This window comes from Deferribacter abyssi, assembly GCF_049472655.1.
GTDB lineage: Bacteria > Chrysiogenota > Deferribacteres > Deferribacterales > Deferribacteraceae > Deferribacter > Deferribacter abyssi.
In genome coordinates, this window is sequence record NZ_JAQNCS010000011.1 from 48,414 (window position 1) to 71,968 (window position 23,555).

The 23,555-nt window shown below is 33.4% G+C and carries 16 protein-coding genes; all 16 read right to left on the reverse strand.

The window, feature by feature from the left end:
* Window positions 1-4: 4 nt before the first annotated feature.
* Window positions 5-2,263: a type VI secretion system Vgr family protein gene (locus OWK30_RS07645; RefSeq protein ID WP_423325190.1), complete on the reverse strand. Its 2,259-nt coding sequence runs from the start codon at window positions 2,261-2,263 to the stop codon at window positions 5-7.
* A gap of 33 nt (window positions 2,264-2,296) precedes the next feature.
* Window positions 2,297-6,097 (reverse strand): DUF2169 domain-containing protein, encoded by a 3,801-nt coding sequence (locus OWK30_RS07650; RefSeq protein ID WP_423325192.1) that lies wholly within the window; start codon window positions 6,095-6,097, stop codon window positions 2,297-2,299.
* 6 nt (window positions 6,098-6,103) lie between these two features.
* Window positions 6,104-6,760, reverse strand: coding sequence for a DUF3540 domain-containing protein (locus OWK30_RS07655; protein ID WP_423325194.1), 657 nt, complete (start codon window positions 6,758-6,760; stop codon window positions 6,104-6,106).
* A 15-nt stretch (window positions 6,761-6,775) separates the two neighbouring features.
* Window positions 6,776-9,394, reverse strand: a complete 2,619-nt coding sequence (gene tssH, locus OWK30_RS07660; protein ID WP_423325196.1) for a type VI secretion system ATPase TssH — start codon at window positions 9,392-9,394, stop codon at window positions 6,776-6,778.
* A gap of 25 nt (window positions 9,395-9,419) precedes the next feature.
* The gene (gene tssG, locus OWK30_RS07665; protein WP_423325198.1) at window positions 9,420-10,424 is read right to left on the reverse strand and encodes a type VI secretion system baseplate subunit TssG; all 1,005 of its coding nucleotides are present in this window, start codon (window positions 10,422-10,424) and stop codon (window positions 9,420-9,422) included.
* A complete protein-coding gene (gene tssF, locus OWK30_RS07670; protein ID WP_423325200.1) occupies window positions 10,388-12,112 on the reverse strand; it encodes a type VI secretion system baseplate subunit TssF in 1,725 nt (574 codons plus the stop codon). The genes tssG and tssF overlap by 37 nt, the downstream gene beginning before the upstream one ends.
* Window positions 12,113-12,117: 5 nt before the next feature.
* Complete coding sequence (tssE, locus tag OWK30_RS07675) at window positions 12,118-12,537, reverse strand: type VI secretion system baseplate subunit TssE (protein WP_423325202.1); 420 nt, start codon at window positions 12,535-12,537, stop codon at window positions 12,118-12,120.
* A 13-nt stretch (window positions 12,538-12,550) separates the two neighbouring features.
* Entirely contained in the window at window positions 12,551-13,042 is a 492-nt protein-coding gene (locus OWK30_RS07680; protein WP_423325204.1) for an Hcp family type VI secretion system effector, read from the reverse strand.
* A gap of 20 nt (window positions 13,043-13,062) precedes the next feature.
* Entirely contained in the window at window positions 13,063-14,544 is a 1,482-nt protein-coding gene (tssC, locus tag OWK30_RS07685) for a type VI secretion system contractile sheath large subunit (RefSeq protein ID WP_423325206.1), read from the reverse strand.
* 10 nt (window positions 14,545-14,554) lie between these two features.
* Window positions 14,555-15,040, reverse strand: coding sequence for a type VI secretion system contractile sheath small subunit (gene tssB / locus OWK30_RS07690; protein ID WP_423325208.1), 486 nt, complete (start codon window positions 15,038-15,040; stop codon window positions 14,555-14,557).
* A gap of 30 nt (window positions 15,041-15,070) precedes the next feature.
* On the reverse strand, window positions 15,071-16,666 hold the full coding sequence (tssA, locus tag OWK30_RS07695; RefSeq protein ID WP_423325210.1) for a type VI secretion system protein TssA: 1,596 nt from the start codon (window positions 16,664-16,666) through the stop codon (window positions 15,071-15,073).
* A 13-nt stretch (window positions 16,667-16,679) separates the two neighbouring features.
* Complete coding sequence (locus tag OWK30_RS07700) at window positions 16,680-20,177, reverse strand: type VI secretion protein IcmF/TssM N-terminal domain-containing protein (protein WP_423325212.1); 3,498 nt, start codon at window positions 20,175-20,177, stop codon at window positions 16,680-16,682.
* An 11-nt stretch (window positions 20,178-20,188) separates the two neighbouring features.
* Entirely contained in the window at window positions 20,189-20,842 is a 654-nt protein-coding gene (locus OWK30_RS07705; protein WP_423325214.1) for a DotU family type IV/VI secretion system protein, read from the reverse strand.
* A 10-nt stretch (window positions 20,843-20,852) separates the two neighbouring features.
* Window positions 20,853-22,244: a type VI secretion system baseplate subunit TssK gene (gene tssK, locus OWK30_RS07710; RefSeq protein WP_423325216.1), complete on the reverse strand. Its 1,392-nt coding sequence runs from the start codon at window positions 22,242-22,244 to the stop codon at window positions 20,853-20,855.
* The gene (gene tssJ / locus OWK30_RS07715; protein ID WP_423325218.1) at window positions 22,244-22,795 is read right to left on the reverse strand and encodes a type VI secretion system lipoprotein TssJ; all 552 of its coding nucleotides are present in this window, start codon (window positions 22,793-22,795) and stop codon (window positions 22,244-22,246) included. The genes tssK and tssJ overlap by 1 nt, the downstream gene beginning before the upstream one ends.
* 105 nt (window positions 22,796-22,900) lie before the next feature.
* Window positions 22,901-23,551: a transposase gene (locus OWK30_RS07720; protein ID WP_423325220.1), complete on the reverse strand. Its 651-nt coding sequence runs from the start codon at window positions 23,549-23,551 to the stop codon at window positions 22,901-22,903.
* Window positions 23,552-23,555: the final 4 nt, after the last annotated feature.

Below are 23,555 nucleotides of genomic sequence, written 5' to 3' on the forward strand. Positions count from 1 at the left end.
TGTTTTACATAAAATTAAAAAGACCACCTATAGAGTTAAAAATACTGGCAATACTATTTTTCAAAGAAGTAACTTTATTTGAATTTGATGAAAGAATATTGTGGTTCTCATGGATCTCATTATTGTTTGCATTCACCTGATTCCTTTCTACAGAGATATCAGTTGATTGAGCATTAGTTCTAACACTTTCTCCTGTAGTTTCTACTCTTTCAGCATTTACCTCTTCGTGTGAACCTCTTACCTCTGTTTGTGCCCCAATTGAGCCAGTTCTCTCCCCTATAGCTTCAACTTGCTCACCTTGAGCTCTAACATTATTTTCTGCAACATCTACATTTTGATTATTTACATTTATATTTTGGTCATTAATTTCAGTTTTTTCTTGGGTTATTTTTTGTAAATAATTTGCTATTTTAGTTTTTAGCATACTTATATCTTTTTTATTAGTAGAAAATTCCAGTTTTCCTTCTTTTAAATTAAGTTCCGTTTTAAATGCTAAAACAGCATCATTGGCATTTACTAAAATTACTTTATTATGCGAACCTAACACAAAAAGTCCATGCTCTCCAAGAGTTGTTTGATTAAAGAATCCTGACTCTACCTTAAAATAACCTTTTGTTAACAACTCTATACCAACAGGATTTTCATGTCCTCCCTCATGAGTTTCACCATGGACATCCTCTCCTTCAGATTCTTGATTTTCTCCATGAATATTACTTTCTAAAGGTGCTCCCATTCTGAAACGAGTATCACTTGTAGGAGTATGAAGCAATATTCCTTGTCTGCCTTCTTGATCCTGCATGTGGATTTTATTCCCACCTGATGTGGTTATAATATTCATTGTTTGATTTCTATCTACAACTTGAGATGGAGCTTCTGGATTTGGTACAGCTGCGGCTATTACAGGTCTATCTGGATCTCCATTTATAAAAGTAAGAAGGACTTCTGTACCTTTGTGTAGGGGAAAGTGCATTCCATGGTCTGAGCCTGCATATGGGGTGGCCAGCCTTATCCATGACGATGCCTTGCCATTCTTTCTGCCTGAAATGTCAAAAGGTAATTTGACTTTATATCTTCCATGCTCATCCAACTCCGCATATTTACCAGAGCCCTCTGCATCTATTTTTGCGTGTAATGTCCCTGCAATAAGAGGTTTTTGAGTCTTTTTTTCAGGTTTAAACTGGATATTAGATGGTATTGCTTTAAAACTATTTTGGTAAAAAACCTTTTTTTCTCTTTCTGATAGATTTTTTGATATTCCACTTAATAAATAACCCCCTTGTGTTCCTTCATGCTGAACTTCAACTATAAGGTAATTTTTATTAATATCATCCCTGTAATGATTTTCTAACTTAAAGGTATACCCTGGCTGAACATAGGGGATGGTGCTATCTGCTATGTATTCTTCTTTTGTGCATAAAATTTGCTCAGCCCTTATTTTTGCTAATCTATTACCTTCTTCTGGAGTTTCAAAATGTTCTCCATACAAATACACATCGCCTATACCATCTTTATCCACAATAGCGCTTCCGCTTATCTCAAGACTCGGTTTTTTATAATTGTAATCTTTCAAAAACACCCTTTTTGGAACATTGTTGTATTTACAAACAAAACTCTGGATAATTTCATCTCTTTTTTCATAATCAAGTCCCGATGGAGGGGAATAATAAAATGTATCCCCGAGAGGATGAGGAAGATGGGATATTTTTGTGTCAGTAATAATTATCTTTTCAGCATCTCCAGTCTGATCAAAATAATAATACAAACCTTCTCTCTCAAGCCACCTGCTCATAAAATTGTAATGAGTTTCATTAAACTGACATACATACTCATTCTTTGGGTAAGTCTGTTTGATTTTAAATTCATAATCATTGGAAGTTAGACCACTATCTTTTAATACAGTTTCCACAATCTCTTTTACATTTTTATCTAAAAATACCTGATTATGATAGGTAAGTGTAAGATACCATAATTTTGGGACAAGAGTGGCCTTATAGAAGGTATATTGGTCAACATGATGAAGTTGCTCAAAAGATGAAACAATACCATTAAATACGGCATCTTTCCCATCTTTTCTTTTAATTACAAATTTAGCTCTATTTTTTACAATATCCCCAGGATGAATATACCCATCTTCCGATACAAGAGTAATTTCAAATTTATATAGTTTGGATAATCCTTCTTCACCTTGAAAAGAAACCACTGTAAATATGTCTCTATCAACTCCATAAGATATAAAAAGAAATTTGTCCTCTTTGCTTAACATTGCATTACCTCTTATATTTTTAACTACTTATAACTAATCTATCTCTTCTGATGATAAAAACTCTTCTCTTTTTTCAAGAAAAGTTTTTTTCAAGTTCGCACCTTTAATTTTAGTTTTTCCAAAAACAGTTTTATAAAAGTTCAAAGAGTATAAATTTGAATCTCTAAGGTCCGTTTTTATTAACCTTGATTTTTTAAGTGAACCTAAAAAAAGGTTTACACCCCTCATATTTGCTTCTTCAAGATTGCATTTTAATAAACGACACTGTTTTAACGGGACAAGAAAAAAAATCGCTTTGTTTAAGTTGCATTTTTCAAATATCGAGTTTTCTATTTTGCTCCCTGTAAAATCAGAGTTTGACAGGTCTGACTCTCTAAAACAGGCCTGGAATATATTTGTATCCCTAAAATCAGCATTTTTAAAACAGCTATTTTTACCCATTCTTCCGTTATCTATAGTTGAATTTTTAAAGCTAATATTTCCCCCTTTTGTTTCAAAAAATAAAGTACTTTTTATATAAGATGATGAAAAATCAACATTCTTTAAATTACTTTTTTGGAATATGCATTTTTCTAATTTTGCATTTTTAAAAGTGCTATCTTCTATTTCTGTTCCATTTAAAATGCACATGTTTATATACGATTCCTCAAGGGTAACTTTTTTAAATAAACTTTTTGTCAATGTTGACATTTCTATTTTAGCGTTTTTCATATTTGCTGAATCAAAATTTGTTTTGTCTAAAGTACACATTTTTAAAAAAGCTCCTTCTAAATCTGCCCCTTTCATAGAAGCTTCAGAAAGAATACCTTGATTGACAGTTATACTTTTCATAGAAGCACCTGAAAAATCAGCACCTTTTGCAATTATTTTTGACAAACTTGCACCATCTAAAATAGCCCCTTTAAAATTTGTATTTATACAGACTGTATCTTTTAAGTTTACCCCTCTCAAGTCGAGCTCTGAAAGGTCAAGATTTGATAATATTTTTCCTTCTAAAGATTTATTTTTTTCATACAAATATACCACTTCTTCTCTTGTTAGTTTTTTAATTTTGTTAGAATCTATTCCTGCTTTTTCAAATTCTGCCTTTATATCATCAGGAATATCACCTGACTTAACTTTTTCTATTTTTTCTTTTGCTTGCTCAAGATGTTTTATCCCTTTCTCAATTCTCGCTTTACTTTCTTCAATTAATTTGAGCAAAGAGGATTTATCTTCATCTAAGGTAGCTTTTATATCCTCGGTTAATATTCCTTTATCTTTTAATTGCTGTTCTACTTTTTCTAAGCTTTTTATTATTCTTTCAGCATCCTTGTCAAAAGATGCTGAATTTGGTAAAGATGTTAATTTTGCATTAAAGTTTATTTCATTTAAAATATCTTCTGGAGGCAAGTCTGTATTGGCAATACTGTCTTTAACTTTCTTTTCTATTTCGCTTATTATTTCTTTTTTCATCGATTCTACATGAGATTTATAAGATGCTCTAATTTCTGATACTGTCTTTTGAACCATTTCTTTAATGTTCATTTTTGGAAAAACAAAGCCATTTTTCATATTTAAAAAGTCAAAATCTACTTTATTTTCTTCTGCAAAATCTTCAAGCATATTTTCCATTATCCATGCTCTTATATTAACTCCATTTTTATACATCTCGAACAGGTTATAACCTTTATCCATCACAAGTATTTTACAATCAGGATATATGGAGAAAAAGGTTTCTTTTATCTCAGTATTAGCCTCCTTTTCTGTTAAAAGGATTAAAAAAGTATCTGTTTTTGAGATAGCATCTTTTGCTTCTTCAGGCAAGTCATCTGAAGGTTTCTCTATTACCACAATGGAGCAACAATCCCCAATCTCCTGCTCCAAAAACCTTGCCTGAAACTCATCATGAACTCTTATTGCTGGGGCACTCTCTTTTTTTTGATTACCGGGTATATCTAAAATAGTTGCTGCAGGGATAAATAGAGGCTTTTTATCTGATCCCTCTACCAAAATATCTTCACCAGATAATAAGTCTTCTTTTCTTATAAGTATTCTTGTAAGCATTTTCTCATTAAATCTTGGAAGAACTAATCCCTTTGGAAGAACTATCTCTTTATTTTCATCCTTTTCTATCCCCCATTCTTCACAAGGGTATTTTTCTTCTTCAAAGTTAAATCCAAACCAATGTGTGGAAATGGTATATTTAGTAAAACCTATCTCTTCAAGTTTTTTAATTATTTCAGGATGATTCTCTAAATTTTTTCTACAACGGACAACAAACGAAAAGCCTTTATCATGCCAAGGATTAATAGATTCTTCCTGTAATATCTGGTCAAAATCAGATATCAAACCATTTATACTAACTCCTGCCTGTTCAAGCTGTTCTTTTGGTAAATTTTCTTTTAACTGTTTTATCACTTCTTCTTTAGTTATCTCTTTTTTATCAAGGGCATTTTGTACTTTTTGCATGGTGTTAGGAATCTGTTCTTTTATAAATGTTAATTTTGTTCTGATTTTATCAAAAAATTCTTTTGTTGGAATTTTGGCAAAGTGTCCCCATTTTGCATGCATTTCCATACATTGTGCTTCTATAGTATCAATTGTAGCTAACTGATTATCAATCATAGTGTGAAATTTCTTCTCCATCTCCTTTGGAGAGCCAAGAGGCATTACAGGCGTTTTTCCCATAGCCTTTTTTCTTATCACATCCATCTCTTTTGGTAAGTTTTTTACTCGTTTTAACAAATTTGCTATTTTTTTCTGGGCATTTTCTATTGGAGCCTTATCTATCTGCACTGCTCTGTCAAAAAACTTTTTTTGCTCTTCAAAATATTTTTCAATAGGTTCTAACTCTTTAGATGGGTCTTCCATTGCAAGAAATATCCTGTGTACATCATCAAGCTCTTCATCCTGTATCTCAGAAAGCCCCCTAAAAATTACAACACCTCTTAAAATTTCCGGAAACAACCATAGTGTATCTATTTTCAAATTAACCTCTTCAAATATGAGATTTTCATCATCTTCTGAGCCTTTAATATCTTTCTTTTTAGTAACAAAAGCTCTTACTCTTATTTTTGGCAAGCGGGAATTTATAATCGGATATTCTGGATGCATATTGTGAATTTCGATTTCTTCGTCACCTTTGAAATAATCAGGCAAAAATTGATCCTCTGAAGCCATATTAAAAAATTCATAATCCATATCATCAGGGAAATAGGGCCATCTTTCCCTTAGCCATTTATCATCATATGTGCCACGCTTTTTTGCCCTCTGTGGCCACATCATATCAACTGGTCCAAAACATGCTGGCTCTGGCCTATCAGATGGGGAAACAATAAGCTGATCAGGATATTCTATATTTGGCAGAGGGATAAGCTTTATTCCATCTCCAAACTCAACAGGAATAATCCCTTTCCCAACAGGATTTTTCTCAAAGCCTTGTCCCCCAAAAGCGTTTTTCCATGAAATTTCCATTTTTACAAAAGATGAAGGTTCTGAAATAGTAGTACGTCCAAGTTTCTTTTCCCAAAATCTATTGCCAAAAACATACAATTTCTTCTCTATATTACCAACTTTAACCATAACTTCTGATACAGGTATCGGCTTCTTAGTTGGAGAATAACACTTTCCAACGACTAAAAACTCCCCTCTTGGCTTTGGAAAGCCCATATCAAGAATAGGAGTATCTCCTAAAAGAGGAGGGACTTCTCCCCATAGTTTTTGCTCTCCCGGTAAATTCTCAGGTGATAGCAAATCAAAATATACCAAAACACCTAAAGATAAAAATATCTTATCTTTTATACCAAAGGGTTTTATAAACAGAGAAAGTTCATTTTTTTTAAGAATTTTCATATAAGATTATCCCAAATGAACTTCTTCTCCATTTATGGTTAAAACCTCTTCAGCTTGATGTACTGCATTCTTTGACTGAACTGTCAATGTTTCTTCTACTAAGTATCTGCTTGAGCCAGCTTGGATTTCATGATGTTCTTTGACGAAATTAAAGCAGTTTTGTAACTTTTGTGTTAATCTACCTATTATTTGCTCAGCTGAAGCACATACCATTTTTATTGTCTTTATTTGTCCGTAAAAAATTTTTCCCACAAAAGAAAGCCTATTAACTATTATCTTACTACTTTGAGCATTCATCTCCACACTATTACTTGTGAAAGTTAAATTTTCATAAGTCGATATTTCGATACCTGTTTGAGCTTTTATATTCACATTCCCTTCTTTGCTTATTATATTTATATCTCCGGACAAAATTATATCATTCTTCTTTTTATCGCTTTCTCGCTGCAGTATTGATAAAATAAAAGTATTACCATCATCATTAATGGAAATTAGTACATTGTCACCTATTTCCGGCTCAATAATACAGCTGACAGCTTTCTCGGCGAAAAATTCCCCGTTAGATGTCGTTATGAGAAAGCGATTATTATCTCCTTTTAAAACAACTTTTCCATACTCTAACCATGTGGAAGAAGTTTGAAACTCTTTTGTCAAACATTTCATAGTATCACCTGCCTTTTATTTAAACTCTATAAAAAACTCTTTTGCTTTATTCACTTTTAAATGAACCTCTGACGGCATATCAGCTGTAGTCATATAGGTTAAAATACTTTTTGATAATTTCGGTAACACATTAATATTTAAAATATATTCAATGTTCCTTGCACCTGTTTCCACCTCTTTACATCTTTCGGTTATTAGTTCTACGACATCTTCTTCAAATTTTAGTTTTATTTTATTGTTTTCCTCTAAAGTTTGTTTTAACTTATTTAACTTGAGCTCAACAATTCGTTTTAACGCATCCTTTTTCAAACTGTAATAAGGGACAATTGTCATACGGGCAAGTAAAGCAGGTTTGAAATGTTTTGAGAGTATGGGCCTAATATGGTTAATCACAGTATCAGGTTCTGGTGGATTATTTTCAGATAAAGTAATTTTTTGTATAATATCTGATGCAAGATTACTCGTCAGTAATAATATCGTATTTTTAAAACTTATCTCTTTACCCTCGCCATCTGTCAATATACCTTTATCAAACACCTGATAAAAAAGGTTCATTACATCTATATGAGCTTTTTCAACTTCATCCAATAAAACCACCGAATAAGGCTTATGTCTCACAGCTTCTGTCAACATTCCACCTTCCCCGTATCCAACATATCCTGGAGGAGAGCCTATTAATCTGCTTACCGTATGACTTTCCTGAAATTCGCTCATATTGATTGTAATTACCTGCTGTCTGCTTCCAAAAAGGATTTCAGCAAGTGCAAGGCCTGTTTCTGTTTTCCCCACTCCGCTTGGACCTACCAATAGAAAAACTCCGATGGGGCTATCAGGGGAAGATATTCCAGCTTTTGCAGACTTTATCACTTCTGAAATAATATTAAGTGCATGGTCCTGACCTTTTATGTACTCTTTCAATCTATCTTGAAGGTTAATAATCGTTTCAGCCTCATCCCTTAACATTCTTCCAAGAGGAATTCCTGTCCAATGTGATACCACTTCCGCTACTACCTCTGGCGTAACTTCAATATGAATCATAGGCTTACTGTTTTGAATCTTGTTAAGTTCTTTTAGAGCTCTGTTTAACTTCGTTTTAATTTTCCCTTTTTCTCCTTTATCTTGCTCATCAAGCTCCTTTCTTAAACTCAATACTGTCTGAACAAGCTTTTTTTCTTTTTCCCAATGATTTTTTAACTTTGTTTCCTCTTTCTTAAGTTTTTTTATCTCACTGATAATATGCCTGTATTCCTCTTTATCTATTTTGTTGCCGGACTCTTTGTCTCTTTCAAGAGCCCTTTTTTTTCTCTCAAGAGCCTGTATTTTCCTCTCAGTATCTTCCAAATCCGATGGTTTTGCGGTTTGACTTATTTTTACTCTCGCACAACTTGTATCAAGCAGGTCTATCGCCTTATCTGGCAAAAATCTACCTGTGATGTACTTATTTGAAAGCTCTGCAGCTGTATTTATTGCACCATCCCTTATAATAACTCCATGCCATCTTTCATAATGCTCTTTAAGCCCTCTAAGAATTAACTTGGTGTTTTCTACATCTGGCTCATCTAATTTTACTAACTGAAACCTTCTTGCAAGAGCAGGGTCTTTTTCAAAATATTTCTTATATTCGCTCCACGTTGTAGCTGCTATCGTTCGCAATTCTCCTCTTGCAAGAGCAGGTTTTAATAAATTAGCGGCATCGCTTCCGCCAACATTTCCGCCAGCTCCAATCAATGTATGGGCTTCGTCAATAAACATTATTATTGGCTTTTCAGAAGTTTTTACCTCTTCAATAACCCCTTTTAATCTATTTTCAAACTCACCCTTCATACTTGCACCAGCTTCCAACAACCCTATATCAAGCCCTAACAGCGTAACATCTTTTAGAAAATCGGGCACATCCCCCTCAACTATACGAAGTGCAAGCCCTTCTACAACTGCAGTCTTTCCTACACCAGGTTCACCCACGCATATCGGATTATTCTTCCTTCTTCGCGAAAGAATATCGATAATCTGTCTTATCTCCTTATCTCTTCCAAAAACGGGGTCTATCTCACCTCTTTTAGCTTTTTCGGTAAAATTAATACAAAACCTACTCAAAAATTCCCCACTTGCAACCTTGTCTGAAACACTATCACTGACATCTCTATCAGAAACGGTGGTAGTCTCTTTAGAGCTTTTTGTGAATTTTAAAAAATTATTTAACAATGTATCACGGTTTATCTTCTTTAAAATATCACCATACCTACCAGTAAGATAAAAGTTTGGTCTTGATAACAAAGCAATCATTATTGCGCCTGATCGTATCTTTTTTTCACCTAAATCGATAGACGATATAAGCCACGAGTCCTGAAAAAGCTCTATAAGCATAGGAGAAAACACAGGTTTTCCGGTATTACCTGTCTTAAACCCTTCTAATACTTCTTCTGAAAATTTCTTAAACCTTGATGAGTCTATACCAAAAGATTGAAATATATAGCTCCAATCTGATTGAGAATCTTCAATAATTTTGGCAATAAAATGTTCTATGCAAATCTCATAATGCCCTCTATTCATACAGTAACCGGCAGATGCCTGCAAGATATTGGTACAAAAATCATTTAAGCGAAGTATTAAACCTTTGAGATCAACATTAACCATTCTATACTCTCCAATATTATATAGTTTAACAAGAAATTAAAACATACTGCTTACTTTGTAATTTCTCGGAAAATAACCAGGTATTCCATCCCAACCTGTTCCAGTTTGTCTCACCCAAACGTGTTGTTTGAAGCATTTTTGGATTCACTAAAAGTTTTACATCCCATTGGTAATGCGTTGTAAGAAAAAACTTTATCAACTCTTTCATTTTTAAAAAGCGATTTCCATCTGGAAAAAGGGAAAAGAGCTCTGCTTCTTCATCCACTTCTATAACTATACGAAATTTTCCCATCTTATCTCTAATATTCATCCCAATAACGCAATTTTCGCTTAATCTATTATTAAGTTTTCCAAGATAACACCGCTGTTCTTCATCTATCGTAAGAGTTTGCTCTACACACTGAATAATATCCACAGATTTAAGCTGAAGAGCATCTTTTAAGATTAATCTAAGAGATTCAGCCGAACGTGGAAACTGCGTTATAAGTGACGTATAACGTAAAAGAAGATTAGCATGTTTCAAATTTTCTCTAACATTTTCATCTTTAAGCCCAATGAGAGCAAACAGCCTTTGAATAGTTTCAACATCTTTCTCTTCAACAACTTTGTATGGAATCTGATACTTGGCCCATATCTGAAAAAGAATAGGATACAAAGGAGCATTTATTATATCTAAGAAATCTCTCATTATAGATTTATCTTCTCTTTGCTCATCTAAAAGATCTTCGGTGTAAAAATCAGGCAATGGTGATGAAGAACCGTAAATACCCAAAAAAGTTGCCGTGATAAGAAATTTGCTATGTTCATCATCTATTTTTTCTATTTCAGCAATGTCAGTGCCTGGAAAATCAAGAGATAATTTAGGACGCACTCTAACTTTATTTTCTAACTCTTTAACTTCTTCTTCTAAAAGCCCCTCGCGCACCACTATTTTCAATAATCTAATAACCTGAATAAAAGAAAATTTGGTAGCATTTTCTAAAATGTAATTTACTAAATCAGCGATTTTTTCCCTATTTTCTCTTTCCACCGAATGGTATCTCCCGTTATTACATCTCTAATTTTTAAGGAAGTAAAGGAATTCAATTGACTATACTGATTAAAAAATTCACTTAATACACTTCCAAAAAGATATAAATCACCAAATGATGCGAAACTGTCTTTCCTGACAGTAAGTTCAATTTCCGTGCCCATGAGCATAAAGCCATGAACCAATCTGTTAGCAGGTTTTATTTCTATAGATTCAATCCCTTCTATTTTTTTCAAATTTGCAGATACCTTAATTTTATCCTTGCTGTCAGGAAAAGCATAAAAAGTTAGAAGTTTTTTAACCCCTTCTACATTAGCAAAAGAGGATAAATTCAAAGAAAGATGAGATAAAAAGTCCCACAATTTGTTTTTTTGTAATAAAGGTTCTATTGGTGAGGTTACAGGTATTATGTTACGAAAGGTAACTAATTCTGGACACGAAATGGTTGGTTTACAAATATCTCCTAATCTTAATTTTTCCGGAACCTCACCATTTGTACACAAAAGTTTTACTGTGAGTGTCTGTTTAGATAGTTTAGACTCGTCAGAATACAAAATCCTGATGTACGTTTTCGGCTTTCCCGTAGTAGGAGAAATTGTGTAAATGGTGTGATATACTCCTTTCTGTTCATTTATATCAGAAAATGCATTAAACGGTTCATATTTTATCTCTTCCAAACTCCCCTCAACATAACCAGTTACCTCTGTAACTTCATAAACCTGTGTGTATTCTAAATCTTCTGTTGCTGGCCTTATCAAAATCTTATCTTTAGTATGGTCAAAAGATACAGGTTCAGCTTCCATCGGGAAAATATTTATCACAGGAGTTGCATAAAGTATAAAATTTTCTTCTGAAACCTTTGGAAATGTTGATGATATATTTTCAAACTCAAATATTATCTCAAAACTTGTACCATTCCCTCTATTTTTCCATTTTTTCCAGCCATTAATCTCCCAAAAAAGGAATTTATGTGGTAGTATAAAGTATTCTTCAAGCATTCTAAAGCCTGAAAATACATGTTCAGGAAAAGGGATAAGAGCGTTTTCCAAGGAGAAACCGGAAGGTAATAAATCTCTTTTATCAAGAACACACATTTCTCCATTCTGAGTAGGTTTTATAATAATTCTACTAAGTTTTGTATCCAAGAGCATAAAAAGCTCTGATGAAACAGCAAAACTTCCTCCTAAAAAAAATTGCAACTTTTCGATATCAAGTTGAGATAGGGGAATCTTACTGTTTAATTTCAATACTATTTTTACCTTTTGACCAACCTCTTTTACTGTTTTTACAGATTCAATTTTTAGAGGATGAACTTCCAAATCGAAACAGGTCTTGAACATACAGGTGGTTTCACCTACAGGATTTGAAGCAAGTAATACATCTTTTTTTATTATCAATTTCTCTTGAAGAACCACTTTTGGAGTAAAGCTTACAATTGATGCTGATGGTATTGGACGTAACGTGTGAGGAAAAATAATTTCTGCTAAATTATGAATTAATTCTGGCAAATCATCATCTATTTTTTTTCTCAAAAGAGCAGTTAAAAATGCAACACCTTCGAGCAACCTTTCCACATCAGGATCAGAAGTTTCAGCACTCAAAAGGGGTGCTGCAGAAGGGTGTTTTTTGGAAAATTCTTTGGCAAATTCTCTTAAGTTACTTAATTCTTGTTGATAATATTTTAACATATTAATTACCGGGATACCACTATTTTACCATTAGGATCCATCCATGTTTCGAATGTAACAGGTAATTTATTTTTAAAAATGAGCTCTCCTTCTATTTTAAATTTGAGCACCAACTCTTTCTCCTCGCTTTCCAAAAAGACAACTTTCACATTCCCAAGTCTTGGCTCGTATCTTTCGATAAACTCCTTTATTTCCTCTGCCATAGTTTTTCCCATTTCACTTAAACTATCAAAAGGGGAGTTGGTAAAATCAGGAACTCCATACTCTTTATCGATAATAACACTTCCCTTTCTGACATTTAACATCCTTTGTAAATGAGAACTTATTGAAGAGATTGCTCGAGAGATATCGTTATTGGGGCTGGTTTGGGGAAGATTTTTTTCTTCTAAATTTTTAATTCTCTCGAGCAATCTCATCTCGTACATATTTATTTACCGCTTACCCCTCTTTCGGAGCTCTCCAATCATCTTCAGATTCTTTATTAGCAGTCTTATGAGACCATGTTATTTTAGTATAACTGAAAGATACTTCTTCCATATCAGGCAAAGCCTTTTGATCATCTTTGAGTGTGTCAGGTTTGTAATGTCTAATGTTAACGATTATAGCATCTTCCAATGTCACCTGATAGTAAAGCTCTTCTTGCCCTTTTTCATTAATACGATAATAATCCAATTGCCACGTTTTCATTTGCTCTCCAGATGTACAAGCCTGATATAAAAGAGGTGTAGCAGGATCTACTCTTTTAACGATTTTAAAAGGTTTATGCACTCTCTGTCCTGTTGGCAGTCCAGTTAAATTGTCTCTCGGAATTTCAACGCTGTGCTCAACAGCAAATACAAGAATTGTTTTTTCTCTACCCTTTTGAGTGCAATCACCTTCTATTTTGCCCTGATTTTTACCTTCTAATGTTAAATAACTTGTCATTGCCATAATTATTCCTCCAAGCTTTTTTATTCTTTATCTAATTTACCAACTAAAGACAAGCTAAAAGAAGCTCCCATATATTTAAAATGGGGTTGTATCTGCATTTTAACTCTATACCATCCTGGTTCGCCTTCAACATCAAAAACCTCTATTTTTGCCTTACGAAGAGGTTTTCTACTTCTTACACCAGGAGATGGGTTTTCCTGATCAGAAACATACTGACTGATCCACTTATTTAACTCAGTTTCCAACTCACCTCTATTTTTCCATGAACCTATATTCTCCCTTTGTATAACTTTTAGATAATGAGCAAGCCTGCTTATTACAAAGTTATAAGGCAGCTGTGCTCCCAATTTATAATTAAGCTCAGCTTGCTTCCCTTCTGGAGTGTTAGAAAACTTTTTAGGTTTTTGTACAGAGTTAGCTGAGAAAAATGCTGCATTATCGCTTCCCTTTCTCATAGTCAGCGCAATAAATCCCAACTCTGCAAGCTCAAATTCTCTCCTTTCCGAGATAAGAACTTCTACAGGTATTTTCGTTTGCAACTCTCCCATAGCTTCATATTTATAAACAGGGAGATCTTCTACAGCTCCACCACCTTGTGGACCAATAATGTTAGCACACCATCTATACTTAGCAAAACTGTCAGTTACTCTCGAAGCAAAAGCAAATGCACTGTTACCCCAAAGGAAAGCTGAATCACCTTCTGATACATCCTCCATATAATTAAAAGTCTTTGTTGGATTATCTTCAGGGTCATACGGTGTACGAAGCAAGAAGCGTGGAAGCACAAGGCCAACATTTCTTGCATCTTCTGATTCTCTAAAAGAGTTCCATTTAGCATATTGAGGCATTTCAAATATAGCACTAAGGTCTTTCAAGTTTGGAAGCTCTGCAAAGCTCTTGATACCAAAGAATTCAGGTGAAGCTCCGGCTACAAATGGAGCATGAGCCATCGTCGCAACGCTTGCTATATTTTCAAGGAGCTTTACATCTCTCGTGCCTGGACCAAACTGATAATTCCCTACTAACAAACCGTATGGTTGACCGCCAAATTGACCGTATTCAGCCGTATAAACAATTTTATACAATCCTGATTGTACTATTTCAGGAGAGTCTTCAAAATCTTCTAACAAGTCCTCTTTAGATACATTCAAAATTTCTATCTTTAGATTCTCTCTAAAATCAGTTCTATCTACCAAAAATTTCAATGAACGCCATGTCGATTCCAACTGTTGAAACTTTTCATTATGCAATATCTCATCTATCTGTTTACTTATCCTTTTATCAATCTCTGCTATCATTTCATCAACCAGTCCGGCAGTAATCTTTTCAACCTTTCTCTCAGGTTTCAACAGCTCATCAAGAAAGGCCTGAATCCCCCTTTTCGTTACCTCATACCCTTCATCTTCCGGCTTCAGTTTTGTAACTTCTATAATTTCATCAAGTAGAGAGTCCTCTTCTTTTATCTCTTGCTGCTCATTAACTTCCTTTTTTTCTTCTGCCATATTTTCCTCCTTACTCTTCTATTCCAAGCTCTTTGAAGAGCTTTTCCCTTTTATCTTTGTCCTCTATTAATTCGGTTATTCTCTTTCTAAATTCCGGAATATTGCCAAGAGGCCCTTTCACCGCTTTAAGGGCGTCTCTTATCTCTTTCAATTTTTTCAATTCTGGTATCTTTCCCACTATAGCATCCGGTTCAAAGTCTTTCATGGTTTTAAAATCCAAACTAATCGTCATTTCTGCTTCTGGGTCATCACTTAACTTATTCTTTACTACCATATCAACTTTTACGTCCATCTCTTTTAACACATCATCAAAATTATCCTTGTTGATATTTATAGTTTCCCTATCTTCTACCGGAGTATCATCGGGTCTTCCAGTAAAATCACTCATTACTAATACTTTAAGAGGAAGTTCAACCTCTTCCTGCGCATCACCTGTTGCTGGTTTATAAACTATATTTACCCTTTCTTTTGGTGCAACTGAGCCTTCTTTTGCCATAATGTCCTCCTTATATTTTTTCGTTTGTTATTAAACAAACTCAATTGCTACTGCTGGATTTAAAAAAGAGAGTTTATACAAAATTCTCTCCTCCATTTCTTTATATTCATCCCTTCCCATGCTTCTGACAGCTTTAAGAGCAACCTCAAGAGCCTTTACACATATATCCGGTGACCATTCTTCTAATTTATATTCTTCAATGACTTTTAACAGTTTTTGAACATAAGGCATAAGCAAATCTGTTTTCTTGATTTTCAACAGAAAATTGCAGATTTCGATATACCACAAAAATCTTTCGTATTCGCATGCTGCTTCTTCTATGCATTTTTTAAAATCTAAAAGAGCTCCTGTTAGTTGTTTGTTTTTCACCTTTTCTTGAATCCCTTTCATAACTTCACTAATTTTTTGGGCTGTTTTATCATCTGTAGCTCCTGTTGTGGAAGATTCATCCTGACTCCCTTTCTTCTTAATTTCCCTTAACCATTCTAAAGTAAACTCATCTGCAAAAGGTGTCCCATCAGAAAAAGAAAGCTTTTCTATCCCAGGCAACTTTTCTATGTACCATATAGTTTCTCTTGCAACAGCTTCGGAAGCTCTAACCTGATTCAAATTGCTAAGCGCCTCAAAACTATACCTACTTAAATCCAACCAAAACAAAAATTGTGGAATATAAGATTCAGCTGCTTCAATTAACCCATTCCAATTTTGTGATTCATACAATCTCTTAAGTGCAGAAACTATTGCTTCATCTGGAGGAGGTAACATAGTTTTTCCATTTTCAGCAAGAGGAAGAGTGTCCACAGTTAACCACGAACATATCCTGTTTAATCTAAAAATTTCTGGATCAAAAGGATTATTTTTCGCCATCAGTGTGGTAGCCTGACTAACAACCTCCAATCCTTTTTCAAGTACTTTAATGGGATCATCAGTGTCAATTTCTACCTCAAACGATGATGAAGAAACATATTGCGAGGCAGAAGGTGTTTCTGAAGGTTGAGAAGAAGTCTCAGATGAACTCATCTGTTCTGATTGAATCCCAGAAGTAGGCTGCTCCGTTTCTTCGGTAGGTTGTTCGGGTGGTGATTCTTCAGCTTCCATAAAAAGGGATGAAACAGCATCTATTAAAGAACGCAGAGGCGGAATTTCTTCAAGGTTTTCGCCTAAAAACTCATCTATCTCTCTGAATTGATTAATGATATTTTCACGTTCTTCCTTTTTACACGTAACAGGCTCAAAACTTGGTAGAAGATTTTCTAACCGCTCCTTCCACCATAAAATAGCATTTATTCTCCCTTTTTTCCTCTTTTTCGGAGGATACATTGTATCCCAAAAATTGTGCAACATATCGTTTATAATCACAGCTCCCGGATAAATACCATCAGTTTTGTCAGTATACAGCAGAGCCACTGACAGATAAGCAGCAATCAACAAATCTTTCGATTTTGTACTTAAAAATTCCTCACTGAGTTTTTTAACTTTTCCCCAATCTGTGGTACTATTAGCCGTAGGCGAAGACAGTTTATCAATTTCAGATTGAATAGCTTCATATTCAGGCTCAAACCTATAATCTTCTCCAGCCGGATTATCTTCAGATATTGGAGTCTTACCTATTTCTAATAGCTCCATAAACACCTCTAAACTAATTCCACGGACATTCTACAATTTTTTTGGGGATATTTTTCGGTATTTTTGTAATCAAATTAACAATATCTAAAAAATCCCCTTCAAAATTAAAAGACACTTTTATCCACGATACGTTAATCCGTTTTAAATATTCCTTATTTTTCGAAAAATCTTCAGGAAAAAAAGTTTTACTGCCGGCTTTAAAATCATTTAAGAATCTTGAAAAAGCAAGTTTTCCAGTATACTTTTTTCTAAGAACCACATCCGGAAATTTTATCGTCAACACAGTGTTACCACAAGTTTTTGGAGACCATTCTAAGCTTATTTTATTCAAAAAGTTGTAATTATCCAATACATATACCTTGTTGGCACAGTTCACAGTCAAAGAGCTGTAAAAAGGCTCTATTTTCGCATCATCATTTACCGTGACAGGAACTGTTTTGATAGTCAAATAATATTTAGATTTTTTGTTTGCGCTTACAATAGCTCCTTTGTTAAGCAAATTCAAAAAACTTTTTTCAAATGGAACACTCTGTTTTACAAAAGCCTTACGCGCAAAGTATCCACCGCTGTTTTTCCCTATAAAAGGTTTTGCAACACCATTTACATATTTCCACACAACCCCCATATCCTTATCAAATAATACATCATTCAACCTATCAGGATCCACATCCTCAATTACACTTAGTACCATTTCCTCCCACTTCCTTTGTAAATAACATCTTGTCCCTCTTGATGCAAATTCCAATAGAAACCCTAACGGACCAAAAGCGAGGTCATAGATATCTGCAAATTCAAATCTGTCATTCATAATGGTTCTAAATTTGTAATATTTTTCATAAGCATTCATTAGTCCAAGTTTTGTTTGATTAGATGGTTCTTCAAAACATGCTGCAAAAAGCTTATATGCATCCTCCATTGATAAAACACCCAACTCTATTTTCTTCAAAGAATTTATATATTCATTCCATGTATGTGCCTGAATAAAAAGCCTTGCTTCTTCTTTTGCAGCTTTTTTATCGATTTTTTTATCTATATCCCCTATTATTTTTTCCTCTTTTGCTTTTAATGTTCCAACAATAGAACCTTTTTGTTTTTCTTTTAAAGTTTTAGCAAGGTTTATCACTTTATATAAATGCTTAAACTCTGCCACCCATAGCGGTGTAAGCCCTTTAGTTTCAACATCTTTTTCTAAACTTATCAATTCGTTATTAAACTTTTCTATAAATAATAAATAAGGATTATTCATAGTAACCATATTGAATACTAACTTTTGCCGTTTTGAAAGCTTATCTATTCTATTCATACCTTCATTAAAATCTTTTATAAAAGAATGCCATGTGTTAAAAAACTCTATTACATACCATTTCCAAAATTTTTGTTTACTTTCTCTAAAACGTTCTAACATCTCCTTATCCGTCAAAGAATGCTCAAGTAGTAGAAGAAAGCGCTTGATATTATTTCTCCCTTCTGCAGTATAAGCTCCAGGTATAAAAATAATATTTCTTTCTTTCCCTATAAATTCTTTTTCCCAAAACATATTAAGATGAACTCTTGGTGCATTTGCAATGGTATCATCAACTAACCAAAATAGATTTTCCCCTTTTTGATGTAAAAGATTTAAGATGAGCTTTTCATAATTACGCAACTTTTCATAAAAATCTATTCTTTGCCTATCCCACTGTAAGTATGAGTTGTAAACGGTGGCAAATTTCTGAGGTATTACTTCAAGCCCCTTTTTCCCTTCAATTTCAAAAACTGCTTTTGTCAAAATCAGAAAATCTTTTTTTAAAAAATTACTCTCAGTTTTACCTTCTAACACATTTCTCAAAATTGAAGCCCTGACTACAGCATATCCAATGTAATCAACAAATTCTTTTACAGGAGTGTTTTTATTTACCTGTTGTGCTACGTTCATTAATTTTTTATCTATAGGGTCTAAAAAGCCTTTTTTAAAAAGTGAACAAAAGTGTTTTTTCAGTTTTTCTTCTAACTCATAACTTTGATTAAAGCCAAATCTTGGAATAAACCAATCCTTATTTTGCTCGCTTATATTCATAATTTCAAATCTTAACTCATCTAATAGAATAAGATCTGCCACTTTATTACCCGTAAGCTTTGGTAACTCTTTTATAGAACTTTTAAATGTATTTATAATTTCATAGTTTTTATAAAATGATAAACTTAAAGCACCGATAACAGCTGACATTACCAAAAGATAGACCAATAATCCAAGGTTGTTTACCAACTTTTTCCACCGCAAAAACTCTAAAATAGGAGCAAACAGATTTCTGTCTTTAGGTAATATTTTTGCAAAAAAATCTTTTAAAAATATCCCTTCGCTGGAAATACCATGCTTGTATCTATTTTTGATATTAGTTAATTCTAAAAACTCGGAAACAGGAGAACCTTTCACAAGAGCACTTGAGAAATATATTCCTCTAAAAAGAGGAGTCTCCTGATACTGATTCTCTTCAAAAAGCCCCTCTAAATACGATTTCAATTTTGGGAATAGCTTCTCAAATTCGATAGGAAACATTATTGTACCAGGAGGAAGCTCTTTGTATTTATTCACAAGTAAAAATCTAAGTTCGTTTAACCTGTTAAGCAGTACCGTTTGACATTCTCTCAATATCTCGTCATAAGAAATATTAAACTTCTGATTTGTATACCCCATAGCTTGATTTAATGTTTCTTCTGGCAAAAGTTCTGCAAAGTGAGTAAAACCATGTACCAAATCCATTTTGGTAACCATTACATAGACTGGAAATTTTGCACCTAATGTCTTCATCAGCTGATCTATTCTAAGCCTGATACTTTGTCCGATTTCTTTTAGTGTATTGTCATCCCTATTAAGTAAATTATCCGCCGATACAACAACAATTACTCCATTTAAAGGCTCTTTTTTTCTGTATTTAGCAAGTAAATGTAAAAATTCTTTCCATTCTTCTAAATCTGGCCCTTCATCAACAGGGATAGAATATCGGCCAGCAGTATCCAATATTATCGCTTCGTCACAAAACCACCAATCACAATTTCTGGTGCCAGAAATTCCAGAAGCCCTACTAATTTCCGTTATTGCTGATGTTATGTGAGCATTTTTTATTGTAGAGGTTTTACCGTTTTGGGATTCCCCCATAACCATAAACCAAGGTAACACATACAAAGGATTACCATACTTCCTCAAATGAGATGACTGCAACTTTTCTACAGATTCTTTCCAATGCTCCTGCAATTCAAGCAGTTTCAAACGTTTAATTTCTGGGGCAGACTCTATAACCGCTCTATCCCGCTCTATAATTCTTTCTATAAATCTTCTTTCCCTCTTCCTGAGAAGATACTTTCTCAAAAACAGAATAAACAAAATAACTGAAAAAATAGATGCAAATATAATTACAGCAGACCATATGGGCCATTGCATTTTCTTTGCAACAAAATAAGAAATCACTCCTGAACCGATTAATAAAATTAATAGACCTATTATTTTAATAAGAATTGTAAAAAATTTTCTCACTATTTTACCCTTTATTTAAAATATTCATTAAGCATCATATCCAGCTTGTATTTATAAAAATAGTACAAACCTCCTAAAAGCAATATTGGAATTAAAGCAACGAAAAAATAGACGGGTGAAACAAATCGCCATTTTCTCTTTCCCCTTTTTTTTGAAATATGGTCAGGCTCATAAGCTTCAGGAAATAACTCTTTTGGTATAACAAGCTCTGTATTATCCAAAATATCTTGGATATTTTTAGAAACCAACTCTTCTAACTTTTCTTCATCAGCATAATATTTTCCTTTAAAACCTAAAGAGAGACAATATAAATACACCTCTTTCACATCTTTCAGTATATTGCCTTCAGATTTTAATTTTTCAAAAAACTCCTCTCCAGCGTTTGCAGTATGAAAGTATTTGATTTGCAGTCTTTTATTACTCCACTCTTTTTTGTGTTTCCAGTTTGAAGTCATTATTAGTTCATCAACTAACGCACACACAGGAAAAAAGGCATCTTCCCATACCTTTTCAAATCCATTTTTTCGAGCTAATTCTTGTGACCTAAGCACTAAATCTGTGTATATTCGAGATAATTCCTCAGAAGATATGTTGTCTTTCTGCTCATCTTGGCAGAAATACAAAGTATAGGCTATAATTTCGCAAAAACAGTCCACCAATTTCATATGTTTATTCCTAAAATTTAGAGATAACTAACATTATTTTTACATCTTCGGGAGCATCATCCCAATAAACACAGATATTTCCATCCCGCATTAAATCCCCCCACAGTTTATCAGAAGTGTTTATTTCAAAGAATAACGAATTTTGATCCTTAGGTATCCCCGCTGGAGGAGTTTGCCTATGAATAAGAGAAAAACCTGGTAGTGCTCTTGATATCAAAGTCCCAATTACATGTTTAGGGGCAACTTTTACAACATGTTTAAAAGAGTCTATAATTTCATCTTTGTCAGCTTTAGTATTAACAACCAAAGAAAAAGTATTAGATGTATCCAACGAACTTAAAGGTATTTTACCACAAAAACCATCATCTGTTTTCTCTAATTTTATAATATTTTCTGCCCCAATAATTATTGAACCTAATAGCTCTTCTATCAATATCAATATTTCCGAAAAACAGTTGTTAATATTTGCATGCTCATACTCAGGGACTAAATCTATTCCATTATAAGTCCTACCCATCGCATTTATCCTTTCAGTAAAAGAGCTCAACTCTCCCACTAATCCTCTCAATAATCCATAAATCTCCCACGGATGAACAACTCCTACACTAAGCAAATGGTCCAACAAAGGTAAATACCTGTTTAACACAATCAAAGCTAAAACATATCTTAAAGAGCTTCCTTGCAAATCGGTATAAGTAATATCTTTTGAGAGTTTGTATCCTTCAAGAATTTGCAGCCTGGACAGAATACTATTTTTTATATTAGATATTATCTGTTTAAGGTAGTTAGAGCTTTTGAGAGAGAGCACAGGTGGAATAAATTTTTCCGAAATAACCATATTAGAACCATCTCTTTCAAGTAAAGCAACTGGAATAAGACAATAATTTCCAAGGTCTTCAATTTCAGTTTCCCAGAAAATATGCACTACATAATTCATAAACCTAATCTGAGCTAATGTTTTCCCCAAATATATGTCCTTTACCTCTTCAGGTTCAATTGGACTAACAAACCTAACCCCCTCATTTTTAGTAATCTCACCTTCTGTCTCTTTTACATTTGGTAAAGATGGGCTCCATCTCATTATCCCAGCATAAATTTTTAAAAATTGCCTGCTTTCATCTTTTAATATTTCTTCAAAAGACCTTGCAACCACTACTGCATTTCCCGGAAAATCAATCCATGAACCATCTTGAAAAAGAGCACTAAACTTGTTTATCCGAAAAAAGCCTTCTTTGATTGCACCTTGGTCTATCTCAAGCTCAGTTATTCCCCAAAAGTAAGGTCTTATATGAGAAAGCTGAGAAGCAAGCAGATTATTAATGTTAAGTTCTAACTGCTGAAAATGATGGGGTTGTAAAAAAAGACCTTGATGCCAGAATATTGGACGAGTTTTATCAAACATTAATCCCTTCCTGATATTTTTTCTACCTGGATACTATTCTTTGTAAAAAAAACTGTTATCCTCACTTTAGGTATGACTGCTATCTTCTTTTTCCTTATAAAACCTTTTTCCTCTATTTTATACGGAATTTTAAATATTCTTGCAGACTTATCAGGTTCTAAAGCGTAATATCCGGCAACTATCCCCAACCATTTGGCACCTTCTGCTCTGTCTAATAACAACTTCCCTGAACTATTAGGCTCTATAAAAAAACGTTTATGGGACAATATGTCAGGTGATGATATATTTTGATTTAGCAATTTTCTTATACCGGCAGGGTACTGTATAAATTGATTAAAACTATCAGGCTTACTCATCTGATACACCACTATCATTAATGTATGAGGATTCCCACCAAATGCATTTAAAAGCAGATCGCTTTTATAATTTATTGTAATGGCTTTCTTTTCAAAACTCCATGTAGGTACAGGATTCATTTTCTTCGAACAAGCCATAAAAAATAAAAAAAAGTTAATAAAAACTACCAAGGTTTTTAGCTTAAATTTAAACAAAAATCACTCCTAAATCTTAAAAATACAAACTCTGTTTTAAGAGTAGCATTTTCTATTAATTATGTCAATAATAGGAACACTGGCGTCACCCCATTTTTTGCAACATTATGTAGCAAGTAAACTTTTACCACGCCTACGCCTTAAACATTTAACATAAAACTCATACTTTTTTTCAGATAAATAATCTTCTATATTATGAACAATCACTTGTTTTATCTGAACATGCCGAAAACTAAACAACCTTTTGACACCTAAGAATATCTGCCTTATTCCTTCGCTTATACGATAAAACAAAAATTTTATCTTATCAAATGCTTCTAAACCAACATACTTCTCCCTCTTCACTTGTTTCAATAAAAGAAATGATTCTATCGATTTATAACTGTATAATATCAATAAATGCCAAGCAAATAATATTATCCCAAGCAAGGTTTTTATCCCTGAAAATTTCCTTACTATACACTTTTCTATCTGAAATTCTTGCTTCAAAAACCTAAAACTCTCTTCTATCTTCCATCTGCAAAAATACCCTTCTATCCGCCTTTTTACCTCTTTGGACTTCTTTATATGACCATTTGTAATAAAATAACTTCTTTCTTTATTTGATTTACCTTTTACACAAATCAAAGTTACATTATGACTACCCTTTGAGTTATTTCTGGTTTTAAACAATCGATCTGTTATATCATTTTTTGTAATGTATTCTTTTATTTCGTTTAAAGTAAATTCTGTAAAAGTGAAATTAGAATTTAACATTGAG